Annotated in this window: 10 protein-coding genes and 4 pseudogenes; all 14 read left to right on the top strand. The window is 34.5% G+C overall.

All coding sequences use genetic code 11. The annotated features are described in order from the left end of the window. The first annotated feature begins 18 nt into the window (after positions 1-18). Positions 19-1,375: pseudogene (locus tag QNH10_RS20115) on the top strand (glucose-6-phosphate isomerase). Between the two features lie 44 nt (positions 1,376-1,419). Further along, positions 1,420-3,137: pseudogene (locus QNH10_RS20110) on the top strand (phospho-sugar mutase). Between the two features lie 13 nt (positions 3,138-3,150). Next, positions 3,151-4,036: pseudogene (galU, locus tag QNH10_RS20105) on the top strand (UTP--glucose-1-phosphate uridylyltransferase GalU). A gap of 144 nt (positions 4,037-4,180) precedes the next feature. After that, entirely contained in the window at positions 4,181-4,825 is a 645-nt protein-coding gene (locus QNH10_RS20100; RefSeq protein WP_283732996.1) for a sugar transferase, read from the top strand. Continuing rightward, positions 4,822-5,685 carry an NAD-dependent epimerase/dehydratase family protein gene (locus QNH10_RS20095; RefSeq protein WP_283732995.1) on the top strand — a complete coding sequence of 288 codons (864 nt, stop codon included), beginning with the start codon at positions 4,822-4,824 and terminating at the stop codon, positions 5,683-5,685. The genes QNH10_RS20100 and QNH10_RS20095 overlap by 4 nt, the downstream gene beginning before the upstream one ends. After that, positions 5,682-6,518 (top strand): glycosyltransferase, encoded by an 837-nt coding sequence (locus tag QNH10_RS20090; RefSeq protein WP_283732994.1) that lies wholly within the window; start codon positions 5,682-5,684, stop codon positions 6,516-6,518. The genes QNH10_RS20095 and QNH10_RS20090 overlap by 4 nt, the downstream gene beginning before the upstream one ends. Positions 6,519-6,726: 208 nt before the next feature. After that, on the top strand, positions 6,727-7,785 hold the full coding sequence (locus QNH10_RS20085; protein ID WP_283732993.1) for a sugar-transfer associated ATP-grasp domain-containing protein: 1,059 nt from the start codon (positions 6,727-6,729) through the stop codon (positions 7,783-7,785). A gap of 102 nt (positions 7,786-7,887) precedes the next feature. After that, the gene (locus QNH10_RS20080) at positions 7,888-8,781 is read left to right on the top strand and encodes an ATP-grasp fold amidoligase family protein (protein ID WP_283732992.1); all 894 of its coding nucleotides are present in this window, start codon (positions 7,888-7,890) and stop codon (positions 8,779-8,781) included. 20 nt (positions 8,782-8,801) lie between these two features. Continuing rightward, positions 8,802-9,935, top strand: coding sequence for a glycosyltransferase (locus QNH10_RS20075; RefSeq protein ID WP_283732991.1), 1,134 nt, complete (start codon positions 8,802-8,804; stop codon positions 9,933-9,935). A 33-nt stretch (positions 9,936-9,968) separates the two neighbouring features. Beyond that, the gene (locus QNH10_RS20070; RefSeq protein ID WP_283732990.1) at positions 9,969-10,244 is read left to right on the top strand and encodes a glycosyltransferase; all 276 of its coding nucleotides are present in this window, start codon (positions 9,969-9,971) and stop codon (positions 10,242-10,244) included. Then, a pseudogene (locus tag QNH10_RS20065) lies at positions 10,223-11,043 on the top strand (glycosyltransferase). The gene QNH10_RS20070 and the pseudogene QNH10_RS20065 overlap by 22 nt, the downstream one beginning before the upstream one ends. 169 nt (positions 11,044-11,212) lie before the next feature. Next, on the top strand, positions 11,213-11,530 hold the full coding sequence (locus QNH10_RS21340) for an EpsG family protein (protein ID WP_430541076.1): 318 nt from the start codon (positions 11,213-11,215) through the stop codon (positions 11,528-11,530). Positions 11,531-11,534: 4 nt separating this feature from the next. After that, a complete protein-coding gene (locus QNH10_RS20055) occupies positions 11,535-12,275 on the top strand; it encodes an EpsG family protein (RefSeq protein ID WP_347178076.1) in 741 nt (246 codons plus the stop codon). A gap of 184 nt (positions 12,276-12,459) precedes the next feature. Further along, positions 12,460-13,371: an ATP-grasp fold amidoligase family protein gene (locus QNH10_RS20050; protein ID WP_283732988.1), complete on the top strand. Its 912-nt coding sequence runs from the start codon at positions 12,460-12,462 to the stop codon at positions 13,369-13,371. Positions 13,372-13,456: the final 85 nt, after the last annotated feature.

The following is a 13,456-nucleotide window of genomic DNA, read 5'->3' as shown; positions in this document are numbered from 1 at the left end:
AATATTCTTGGAGGTGAAGTGTTGGCGCATATTACATTTGATTATTCGAAGGCAAGTGGGCATTTCGGGCATTATAAAGTTTCTTTTTTGGAGCATTCGGTTCAATCAATTCATAACCAAATGCATAGTGAAACAAGCGAACACAACAATTATTTAGGTTGGATTGACTTGCCTGAAATGTACGAACGGGAAGAGTTTGAACATATCAAGAAAACAGCAATAAGAATACGAGAGAATAGTGATATACTTGTAGTTGTTGGAATCGGCGGATCTACTTAGGAGCAAGGGCTGCAATCGAGATGCTGAACCATAGTTTCTATAATATGTTGTCGAAAGAGAAAAGAGGCAATCCACAAATCGTTTTTGTTGGACATAATCTTAGCTCAACTTATATGACGCATGTGATGGACCTTCTTGAAGGCAAGAATTTCTCTATCAATGTTATATCGAAATCCGGAACAACAACAGAGCCGGCTATTGCGTTCCGTATCTTCCGTAAACTCCTTGAAGAGAAATATGGCAAGGAAGAAGCGAGGAAACGCATCTTTGCTACAACGGATAAGGAAAAGGGCGCATTGAAACAGTTAGCTGACAGGGAAGGGTATGACACTTTCGTAATACCTGATAATATTGGCGGGCGTTATTCTGTTTTAACGGCGGTCGGTCTATTGCCGATTGCAGTGAGCGGGATTAGTATTAATGAAATCATGGCAGGCGCATTACGAGCGCAACGGGAACTAAATAATCCGGTTCTTGATGAAAATGCTGCCTATCAGTATGCTGTCATTCGTAACATCCTTTTCCAAAAAGGAATGGCTATAGAAATGTTTGTCACGTACGAACCGGGTATGCATTATCTGGCAGAGTGGTGGAAGCAGCTATTTGGTGAGAGTGAAGGGAAGGATCGTAGAGGATTTTTCCAGCGTCTGCGAACTTTACAACTGACTTGCATTCATTCGGTCAGTATATCCAGGAAGGTCAGCGTAATCTTTTTGAAACGATTGTTAAAGTGAAGAATCCGCTTGATGATATCGTAATTGAAGAAGATGAGGAAAATATTGATGGATTGAACTATCTCACAGGAAAAACGGTAGATGTAGTAAACAGCAAGGCGTTCGAAGGGGCGCTTGAGGCCCATGCGGATGGAGAAGTCCCAGGACTTGTTTTTGAAATACCGTCAATGGATGCTTATACATTTGGCTATCTCGTTTACTTCTTTGAAAAAGCTTGTGCGATGAGTGCGTATCTATTTGGTGTCAACCCGTTTGATCAGCCAGGTGTGGAATTATACAAACGAAATATGTTCACATTACTGGACAAGCCTGGTTATGAAAAAGAAGAAATAGCAGAGGTCTTGGAAACTGCAGGAAATTAATAATAATTATTTGACATAAGTTATTCGAGAAAGGATGTCGCAGCATGACGTGGAGAACGAGTTTGGATCAATGGCTCTCACAGCTAACAGATGAGGATTTGGTCAAACAGGATATATATAATATGACTGATGAAAAACAGCTGGAAGATTGTTTTTATAAGGAGCTGGAATTCGGTACAGGCGGCATGCGCGGCATTATCGGACCTGGTACGAATCGTATTAATATTATACGGTGAGGAAGGTGGCATTCGGCCTTTCTCAATACATAAAAGAACAAGGTGAAGAAGCGATGGCGCGCGGGATTGCCATTGCTTATGATTCGAGGCATATGTCGAAGGAGTTTGCGTTGGAAGTTGCGAAGACGGTAGGTGGTGAAGGCATTCAAGTTTATTTGTTTGAGGACTTGCGACCTACTCCATTACTTTCCTTTGCGGTACGTTATATGTACGCCTTTGCAGGAGTTATGATTACGGCAAGCCATAATCCACCGGAATATAACGGATTGAAGGTTTATGGGCAGGATGGTGCGCAATTGCCTCCTGAGGATGCAGATGTTGTTCTTGGATTTATGAAGAGCGCTGGTACCAGGCTGATTACCGAGGTTGCGGGTGAAAGGGAACTATTGGCTAATAGAATACTTGTTTATATTGGGGAAAAGATTGATATGGCATATAAGCAAGCGTTGCAAGCAATTCAGTTGAATGAGGAGAAGCCAGAAAGGGATTTGTCGATTATTTTTACTCCTTTGCATGGAACTGGGAATATACCTGTACGCGAAGGACTTGAAAACTTTGGTTTTACCAATGTGACTGTTGTAAAGGAACAGGAAAATCCGGATCCTAATTTTTCTACAGTGAAATCACCAAATCCGGAAGAGTCCGCAGCGTTTGAGATTGCTATAGAGTATGGGTTGCGAGTGGATGCGGATGTCTTGCTTGCGACTGATCCTGATGCAGATCGACTTGGAGTCGCGGTCAAAAATGATTCAGGTGAGTATGTCGTTTTGACGGGTAATCAAATTGGTGCTTTGATGCTTCACTTTTTACTGGAGCAGAAAGAGAAGAATGGATGGCTACCACGGAATGGGGTAGTCATGAAGACGATTGTTACTTCGGAGTTAGGCCGTGCGATTGCTTCATCGTTTGGTGTGGAAACAATAGATACTCTTACGGGTTTTAAGTTTATCGCAGAGAAGATCAATGAATTCGAAGAGACTAAAGAGAAGAGTTTCCTTTTTGGTTATGAGGAGAGCTATGGATATTTGCTTGGTAATTTTGTTCGGGATAAAGATTCGGTTCAATCAGCTGTTTTTGTAGCTGAAGTGGCAGCTTATTACAAGTCACAGGGCAAATCGCTATACGATGGTTTACAGGAATTATATAAGAAGTTTGGTTATTACAAAGAAATTACATGTTCTATCACGTTGGAAGGTAAGGATGGAGCAGAACAAATTGATGCGATTGTGGAAGGGTTCAGAAATGAACAGCCTTCGGCATTAAATGACATTAGTGTTACAAACGTAGAGGACTATGCGAAAAATGAATCGTTGGATATATTGTCAGGTACTAAAACAAGTTTAGATTTACCGATATCTAATGTGCTTAAGTATAAACTTGAAGATGGATCATGGGTTTGTATTCGCCCTTCTGGCACCGAACCAAAATGTAAGTTTTATTTTGCGGTGAAGGGTGAAAGTGTGGAAGATGCTAATATAAAACTCGCTGCATTGCAGGACGTTGTCCTGCATGGAGTTAAATCATAAGGAGGAAGTAAATATGTATAAAAAGGTGCGTAAAGCTATTATACCGGCAGCTGGATTAGGGACACGTTTTTTACCGGTTACTAAGGCGATGCCAAAAGAAATGTTGCCGATTGTTGATAAGCCAACCATTCAATATATTGTCGAAGAGGCGATTGCATCAGGTATAGAAGATATAATTATTGTTACTGGAAAAGGTAAAAGAGCGATTGAGGATCATTTTGATAATAATTTTGAGTTGGAAGAAAATCTAATACAAAAAGAGAAATATGATATTTTGGAGAAGGTTAGACAGTCTTCGAATGTAGATATCCATTATATTCGTCAGAAGGAGCCAAAAGGACTTGGACATGCAGTTTGGTGTGCGCGGAAGTTCATTGGTGATGAGCCTTTTGCTGTTTTGCTTGGTGATGATATTGTACAAAGTGAAACACCTGGATTGAAGCAGTTGATTGAGCAGTATGATGATGACTCATGCTTCGGTAATTGGTGTGCAGACTGTTGCGGATGACGAGACGGATAGGTATGGGATTGTTGAACCTTCGGCTCAAATTGGTAGAAGGTATGCCGTGGAGAACTTTGTTGAGAAGCCGGCATTGGGAACAGCGCCCTCTAATCTTGCGATTATGGGCAGGTATGTGTTAACTCCGGAAATCTTTATGCTATTAGAAAAGCAGGAAAAGGGCGCAGGTGGTGAGATCCAGTTAACTGATGCCATTCAGCAGTTGAATCAGATTCAACGGGTGTTTGCTTACGATTTTGAGGGTAAGCGGTATGATGTTGGGGAGAAATTAGGGTTTATTACAACGACGATTGAGTTTGCTTTGCAGAATAAGGACATTAGTGCTCAATTGTTGGAGTATATGGCTGAGATAGTGGAAAAGAGTAAAGTGGGAAATTAATTTTTCCAATAAACCACGTAGTCTTTTCATCGGGAAATTTCAACTTTCTGACATAGGTTGCACAGTGCTTCACCTACAATATAAATGTTTCAATTAAGTCACCTAAACTACTAAAGAACATGTTTTGAGGAGTGAATCCGTATTATGTTTATGAAGGTTAAAAGATTGATTGACATTATTCTTTCTTTAGTTGGGCTTATTGTCTTATCGCCTATTTTAGTAATCCTAATTATTGCTATTAAGATTGATTCAAAAGGGCCAGTTCTATTTAAACAAAAGCGAGTTGGAATAAACAAGACACATTTCTATATATTAAAATTCCGAACTATGAAAATAGATGCACCGATTGATACTCCGACCCATTTATTAGACAAACCTGAACAGTATATTACTAGAATGGGAAAATTCTTAAGGAAGACTTCACTTGATGAACTCCCACAGATTTGGAACATACTTGTCGGTCAAATGAGTATTATCGGTCCAAGACCTGCATTGTGGAACCAATATGATTTAATAGCGGAAAGAGAGAAATATCATGCAAATGCTATAAGGCCGGGCTTAACAGGGTGGGCTCAAATAAATGGTAGAGATGAAGTTCCAATTGAAATAAAATCTAAATTCGATGGTGAATACGTCGAAAAGATGGGCCCGTGGATGGATATAAAATGCTTCTTCGCCACAATAATTAGTGTGTTTAAAAGTAAAGGTGTTTTAGAAGGTGGGACAGGTGCGATTGGAAAAACAAGATCTTCTGTAGGTTCAGTGACTGGAGAGAATTTCTCAAAATGAAAAAAGTACTGATTACTGGGAAAAACAGCTACGTAGGTAATTCATTAGAAAAATGGTTGTTGAATGATCCCAAGAAGTATTCCATTGATAAAATTAGTATGCGTGAAGATGATTGGATGAATACGGATTTTTCCCTATATGATGTTGTTGTTCATGTTGCCGGAATCGCCCATGTATCCACAGATCCAAATTTGGAAGAAAAGTATTATAAAGTAAACCGTGATTTAACTATAGAAGTTGCAAGGAAAGCAAAAAGTGAAGGCGTAAAGCACTTTTTATTCTTAAGTAGCATTATTGTGTATGGTGAAAATATATCTAACGGTGTAATAACTAAGGATACTGTACCTACACCTAGTAACTTTTACGGCTATAGTAAGTTGCAGGCAGAACAAGAAATTGTAACTTTAAATGATTATAATTTTAAGGTTGTTATTATAAGACCACCGATGATTTATGGCAAGGAATCTAAAGGCAATTATCCCAAATTAGCAATGGTTGCTAAAAGGTTTCCAGTTTTCCCGATTTTCGAAAATCAACGTAGTATGTTACATATAGACAATCTTTGTGAATTTATGAAGCTTATGATTGAGAATGAAGAAAACGGATTTTTTTTCCCGCAAAACAGTGAATATGTAAAAACTAGTGAAATGGTTAAAATGATAGCTATGTTTCACGGGAGGAAAGTTAAGTTTACAAAAAAAATAAATCCAATTATTAGAGTAATCATGAAGAAGTCAAATATTATTAATAAAGTATTTGGTAATTTAGTATACGACAAAAGTATGAGTAGTTATAAAGAAAACTACCAAATTAGGAGTTTAAGTGAATCAATAAAACTGACAGAAGGTAGTGACCAATGATGGATAGAAAATATAGTGTATTAATGTCAGTTTATCATAAAGAAAACCCTTCTTTTTTAAAAGCGAGTATAGACAGTATGATAAAACAAACACTTAAGCCAAACGACTTCGTTATTGTCAAGGACGGTAAATTAACTAAGGATTTAGATGAAATCATTAATGAATATAATGAAAGGGAACCAGACTTATTTAATATAGTGTCACTTGAGAAGAATATAGGCTTAGGGCGGGCATTAGATGAAGGATTGAAGTATTGTAAAAATGAATTAGTGGCCCGTATGGATAGTGATGATATATCTCTGCCAGCAAGATGTATGACTCAAGTTGAACTATTTATGAGCAATCCAAAGTTAAGTATTGTTGGTACAATAATAGATGAATTCCATGATTCACCAGATAATATTGTATCTTCAAGAGTTGTGCCAACAACGCATGATGATATTGTGAAATTTATAAAAAGAAGAAGCCCATTTAACCACCCAACAGTTATGTTTAAAAAATCTGAAGTAATTCGTTGTGGTGGTTATGGAAATTTTAGAAGAAAACAAGATTTGGACTTGTTTTCCAGAATGATAAACAATGATTGTAAAAGTGCGAATATTGATATTCCACTTCTGCTTTTTAGATCGAATGAGGGTAATTTTAAAAGAAGAAAAAGTTGGTCTTATTGTAAAAGTTATATTGAAGTTGAATACGCAATATGGAAAAGAGGACATTGCACTTTATTTGATTTAATTTATGTGGTAATTGGTCAATTTATAATGTACCTATCACCAATGTGGTTTTTGAAAATTCTTTCTAATAAATATTTGAGAAAAGAATATAGTAAATAACTATCAACTATAAACATTTTTTTATTTGACAAGAACAATGAAAAGGAACATTGGGGAACAGTTTATCCAAAGTAGGCGATTTTTCTTAAGTCCTATCAACTATTAAAGCTTGTTTTTTTATATGAATTCAAACTCACCTTTTATATTAGAGGAGATTATTATGAGGAAATCCTATAGGGAATTTATTATCCACTTAGAAAGGTGGATTTTGAAGATTGATGTTTTTAAGACATGGATTCTTGAATGGATCAATATTTATAAGAAAAGGAAGTTGTATTCACAAGTACAATTAACCCATGAACAGAAAAATGCGATTGATAAGGTTTGGAAACGTATATACGGTAAAAAGGTTTCTAAAAAATGGCATAGGCTTTATCAAAGCTATGCAGGGGTATATAATAAATACTATTTCCCAGAGATAATTTATTCCACAAAGTTAGAACCTCTTTTTAGTCCACCACATTTGGCTAAAGTATTGGAAGATAAAGCATTGACAGAAATACTTTTTTTTGAAAGCTCGATTAAAGTCCCAAAAACATTTGTTGTTAATAGTAGTGGAGTTTTTTATGATAGTAAACGGATTGTTAAAAACAGAAAAGACATAATTGAAAGTCTCCGGAATATTGGTAAAGTAGTAATTAAAGCCACAATTGGTTCCAATTCTGGTCGGGGAGTTGCTATGTTAGATATTGTTAATGGAGTAGATTTAATATCAGGTAAGACTCTTGAACAGATAATGGATAAATTCAAAACGAATTATATAATTCAAGAGCGTATGAAAGCCCATCCAAAATATGCCTCACTTTACGACAAGTCTATTAACACAATTCGTGTAATTACTTATATACTGGATGGAGTTATTTACAATGCTCCTTTGTCCATGAGAATTGGAAGATCCGGTAATGAAGTTGACAATATTCATGCAGGTGGAATAGTAATTGGTTTTAATGACAAGGGTATATTAAATAAAGAAGCATATAGCGAGATGCAGGAAAGATTCCGTCAGCATCCGGATAGTGGGATTAAATTTGAAGGATATGTTATCCCATATGTCAAGGATATCATTAAGGTAGCAAAGGAAAGTCATTCTAGGATTCCGCATATTAAAATGATTTCTTGGGACTTTATGGTGAATGAAAGTTCAGAAATTATATTAATTGAAGTGAATTTAAGATCCCAGAGTATTTGGTTCCCTCAAATGGTAAATGGCGAAAGTTTCTTTGGCAAAAACACAGAAAAAATAATTGAAATAATTTCAAAAAAATAATTGCTTTTAAAGTAATTACTTATTGAAAAGTACAACATAGAAGATATCCAACAGAACTCGAACGAATGTTGTCCGCTTAATAAAATTACTGAGGGGTATAAAATGAGTTTAAAAAAATATATTAAGCCTTCTTTTTTAAGAAGGATATACGGAATCCTTGATCTATTACCTGATGAGATAGTACTCAAACTTCAATATCGGGTGGCACTTGGCAGAAGGTTAAATATAAAGAATCCAGAACGATTCACGGAGAAGATACAGTGGTATAAAATGAATTACCGAATCCCGCTAATGACACAGTGTGCAGACAAATATAGGATGAGAGACTATGTCTTACAAAAAGGTTTTTCTGAATATCTTCCTACATTGTATCAAGTTTGCGATAAGTTTGAAGAGATTGAATTTATGAGTTTGCCTGAGAGTTTTGCAATAAAGTGTAATAATGGGTCGGGGACTAATATATTTATTGAAGATAAATCAAACATGGATATTTCATTCATTAAGAATACAATAAATTCTTGGTCAAAGGTTAACACATTAAGTATAGGAAGGGAATGGGCCTATAAGGATATTCCACAGAAGATTGTTATTGAAGAATTGCTTGATTCTAATGACAACGAAGACGGTAGTTTAAATGATTATAAAATCCTTTGCTTTAATAAGAAAGCTAAACTAGGATGGGTGGATACTACAAGACATGTTGATCATAGAAGGAATTTTTATGATTTGGAGTGGAATCAACTACAAGTTGTAAGTGATTGTCCAACAACTGAAAATACAATATCGAAACCATATGGGTTTGAAAAGATGATAGAAATAGCAGAGTGTTTCGCAGCTGATTTCCCATTTGTTAGAGTAGATTTTTATAGTGTAAATGGTAAAGTATATATAGGGGAAATTACGTTTTACCCGTGGAGTGGATGTGTTCAATTTACACCAGACAAGTTTGATTATGAATTGGGTAAATCGTTTAATCTTCCACCTATAACAAATTAATAAGAAGGTGATGTAAAGATATGAATGGTGAAAGGGTAAATCGAAATTTAAAGTGTTTACTGTTGGTTCCGAGAATGGGAGGTGGAGGGGCTGAACGTGTTTTAGCAACATTGGCAAATGAACTTAGCCAAAGAGGTTATGACATTGTTATTCTTACTCTTACATCAAATGAATCTTTTTATCAATTAGATCCAAAAGTGAAAATAATTGGGGCAGGGTACAAAATAAACCGTAGCAACAAATTATATGCGTTTTTAAATATTGCTGGTTATGGGGTTAAAAGTTTGTTCTTTGTAAAAAATTACATAAAAGAATGGAAGCCAGATATAATATTATCCTTTTTAACGCATACAAACATAATAGCCTTAATGGCACATTTGTTCAATCCACGGATTCCCCTTATCATATCGGAACGTACTGAGCCAAAGGTAAGAAAACTCCCTTTACGAATGGTCACTAAATATTTATATCCGACCGCAAATTGTATAGTGTGTCAAAGTAAAAAGGTTACCGAATTTTTCCCGAAATATGCTAATAAAAAAATGCGGGTTATACCCAATCCAATCAATTTAGGATGTATAGTCCGTGATGATCCAATAGTTCGAAGAAAAGCCATTATAGGTGTTGGCCGGTTATTTCCAGAAAAGAACTTCTCGCTATTGATTGAAAGTTTTAATGATTTGAAGGATGAATTTCCGGAACATGTATTAGAGATATACGGGGATGGGTACCTTAGAAATGAGTTGCAAGAGAAAATCAATCTTTTAGGATTACGAAATCGTGCCTTTTTAATGGGGCTTAAAAAGGATGTAATGAAATACGTTTATGATGCTGAGTTATTTGTTATGCCATCGAATTACGAAGGATTTCCTAATGCATTGGTCGAAGCTATGTCCTCAGGGGTTCCGGTTATTTCAACGGACTTTTCTACAGGTATTGCACGAGAACTGATAAAAGAAGAAAATGGCATCTTAGTTCCAGTTGATGACAAAGAACACATGAGAAACGCTATTAGAAGAATTTTGTCAGATAATAATTTGCGTAATAGCATGAGTAGGAAAAACCGCGAAATTCTGGATGTCCTTTCAGCTGATAAAATAGTCGACATGTGGATACATATTTTTGATGAATTACTTATGGAAAATAAAGTGTAATACTGTTTATCATATATAGGTTGGTGGATTAATTTGAAGACTATAGTATTTGTAATACCAAAATTAGGTGGTGGTGGAGCGGAAAGGGTTATTTCTACACTTGTCCGTCACATTGATAAAAAAAAGTTCAAAGTTCATTTAATAATTGTTCATGATGGTGGAGATTACCAAACTGACTTACCAGTAGATGTTAATCTAATAAAGTTACCTGTATCACAGGTGAGATATGCTATACCATCTTTATACTTAGAAATAAGAAGAATTAAACCTGACATTGTTTTCTCGTCATTCGCGGTTTTTCAGCCCTAATCGCACTTTTTAAAACATTTTTACCAAGAAAAACCAAACTCGTTATTAGAGAAAACAATACGCCGAGTGAATCGATCTCCGAAAGCAAATACCCCCTTGTATGGAAGATTGTTTATAATACAATCTTTAAAAAAGTGGACAAAATTATATGTCAATCAGATTATATGGTCGAGGATTTCAAAAATGAATTCGGTTTTGATGAGAGTAAGTTAATCAGGATTTACAATCCCGTCGATATCGAAATGGTAAGACAAATGAGCATGCAAGACCCATCTCCTTTTGGTAAGGAAGGCTACAAGAATGTTGTTGTTGTTGGAAAGATGATGCCTCAAAAAGGTATTGATATCCTATTAAACTCAGTTGCAAAAAACAAAAATAAATTAAAGAATGTTAAGATTTGGATATTGGGAAATGGAAAGTACTTCAGGGATTATGTTAAGTTATCGGAAAACCTGGGTATTACTAATTATGTTAATTTTGTTGGCCGCCAAGCAAACCCGTTCATTTGGATGAAAAACGCTGATCTTTTTTACTACCATCGAGGTATGAAGGTCTTCCGAACGTAGTATTGGAAGCAATTGCTTGTGGTTGTCCTGTGGTTAGCACAAGTCATCCTGGAGGAACTAAAGAAATTATGGAGTTAACAGGTAATATTCAAGGTGTTGTTGAAGAACTAACATGGGACAACAGCTGGTTTAATCAAAATAAAATAAAAGTAACTGAACTTGAAAATGTATTTGGCGTTAAAAGTATATTAATGCAATATGAAGACCTTCTTTATAATTTGAAAAATGTATAACTATTTAAGGTTAAAACATTCAGTGTTATTTAATTATTCCTTAATAATGAATATGCGTTTATAACTGTAATAATATAATATATAAAAAGTTGGCCCTAAAGAGAAGACCGTTTTTTCTAGTGATATACTTAATTCGATAATCTGCAGTGCATAGGAGAAAGAGATTATTATGTTTATATATATATTGAATTTAGTCATGATTTTTTTGTGGGCTCTATTTATAACTACTACAATTAAAAAAAACAAAGATCTTATTTTTATAATATTAATCTCTACTCAATTAATTTTATTGTCCTTATTAAGGGATTTAAATGTTGGGGCGGATACTGCAGTTTATGTAAATAGGTTTCATATAATAGCACAGACAGCTTGGGAAAGGATATTTCAACTTTCTGATATAGTTGATTTTGAAATTGGGTTTATAATTTTAAATAAATTAATAGGAATCGTATGGGAAAACGAAAGTTTTTTTTTTAGCGGTCACTAGTTCAATTATCATTTTAAGTATTTCGAAATACATATATAAAAACTCAAAAATAGTATGGTTAAGCTTTGTTATATTTATTGCTTTTGGTTTTTGGGGTATGTCCTTAAATACTCTTAGACAGTTTATTGCAATTGCATTAATACTCCCCTCAATAAAGTATATAAAAAGTAGGGATTTGATTAAATTTGTTATTCATATTCTGATAGCATCTTTTTTTCATATATCCGCACTTTCTTTTTTGATTATTTACCCTTTATTTAAAATGAAAATAAACAAGTTCTATATTACTTTAGTAATTTGTATTGGTGTTGCAGTAAATTTGTTTTCAACCAAAATTATTTATTTCCTTATGGGGATATTTGGATACCATCTTTACGTTGGTAGGGTGGGAAATGGAAGTGGAACAGGAATGCTTTTAATGCTTTCTCTAATTGCAATTGCTGCACTGCTTTATAGGCGTTCAGCCATTAGAAATGGTGAAGATTACGATTTATATATCCATATTTTAATTGTTTCTATTTTATTAAATATATTAGCTTTAGATTTTAATTTAGCAGGCAGGGCGATGATTTACTTCACGATACACTGTATAATATTAATACCAAATATTATATATACGATTAAACCGAAAATGGATAGATCAGTAGGTATTTATATTGTACTTTTAGGAGCGATGTTTTATTATTTAATAATTTTAACTACAGATGTTGGCTCTGTTGTACCTTATCAAATAATGAGTCGTTAAAAGGATCGGTAGATATGTGATGGGATTTGCTGTGTAAATAAACAGTGAAAAGTCGTTAAGTAAAGCAAAGCGTTTGACGTTGAACAGTCCATTTGATAAAGCTGGTGTAGTTCAAATGCCTCATAAAATAGACTACTAATAGTTTGTTAGTTAGCACTATATTAAAGAAACAAGGAGAATATAAATGGAGTTTTATGAGAAAGTTAAAAAGGTGATTTCAAATCCCTTTTTGATAATTCCTTATATAGCATCGAAGAATGATTTTAAATGGGTTCCAGAAAAAATATATATTAAATTATTATATCGCGCAAGAGTTGGTAAGAGATTGAATATTGATGATCCGAAGACATTCAATGAAAAACTGCAATGGTTAAAACTTAATGATAGGAAACCGCATTATACAAAGTTAGTGGATAAATTTGAAGTCAGAGAATATATCTCTGAAAAAATAGGTGAAAAATATCTAATTCCATTGATAGGGATTTGGGATAACTTTGACGATATCGAGTTTTCGGAATTACCTAATGAATTTGTGCTGAAATGTACTCACGACTCCGGTAGCGTCTTTATTTGCACTAATAAAAGTAATTTCAATATTGAGAAGGTAAAACTTAGAATTAATAAAGCACTTAAAAGAAACTACTATTATCATACCAGGGAGTGGCCTTATAAGAATGTGAAACCAAGAATAGTTTGTGAGAGTTATATTGCAGATGCAGATATAGCACCTGATGATTATAAAGTAATATGTTTTAATGGTAAGGCTAAGCTTGTCCAACTGCACACCGATAGGCATGAAAATCATAAGCAGGATTTTTATGATTTAAATTGGAACAAAACAACAATTTCTCAAGGAATGCCATGTTCAGATAAAGTACATAAAAAACCTAAACAGTTTGAAGAAATGATAAAGTTATCCGAAAGACTAGCAAGTAACACATATCAAGTTAGAATAGATTGGTTTATTGTTCGTGACAGGCTTTATTTTGGCGAAATTACATTTTTTGATGGTTCTGGATTTATACCTTTCGATAAAGAAGAAGATGATTACTTACTCGGTAGTTGGATTAAAATACCTGGAAAGAATTCCGAATAAGAAAGGTAAATTAACTGTCGGGTAAAGGCATTTTGATTATTTAATCCTCTTTTAGTGTCATCAGCTTTAGGACAAAAAAACGAAA

The sequence above is a fragment of the Sporosarcina thermotolerans genome, assembly GCF_030067815.1.
In the GTDB taxonomy this organism is placed as follows: Bacteria; Bacillota; Bacilli; order Bacillales_A; family Planococcaceae; genus Sporosarcina; species Sporosarcina thermotolerans.
This window is presented reverse-complemented; position numbering and strand designations above follow the sequence as displayed.

Bases quoted from the DNA above. Each gene is read 5' to 3' on its own strand.
- QNH10_RS20100 (WP_283732996.1), top strand. From the start codon at position 4,181: ATGTTTATGAAGGTTAAAAGATTGATTGACATTATTCTTTCTTTAGTT.
- QNH10_RS20095 (WP_283732995.1), top strand. From the start codon at position 4,822: ATGAAAAAAGTACTGATTACTGGGAAAAACAGCTACGTAGGTAATTCA.
- QNH10_RS20090 (WP_283732994.1), top strand. From the start codon at position 5,682: ATGATGGATAGAAAATATAGTGTATTAATGTCAGTTTATCATAAAGAA.
- QNH10_RS20080 (WP_283732992.1), top strand. From the start codon at position 7,888: ATGAGTTTAAAAAAATATATTAAGCCTTCTTTTTTAAGAAGGATATAC.
- QNH10_RS20075 (WP_283732991.1), top strand. From the start codon at position 8,802: ATGAATGGTGAAAGGGTAAATCGAAATTTAAAGTGTTTACTGTTGGTT.
- QNH10_RS21340 (WP_430541076.1), top strand. From the start codon at position 11,213: ATGTTTATATATATATTGAATTTAGTCATGATTTTTTTGTGGGCTCTA.
- QNH10_RS20050 (WP_283732988.1), top strand. From the start codon at position 12,460: ATGGAGTTTTATGAGAAAGTTAAAAAGGTGATTTCAAATCCCTTTTTG.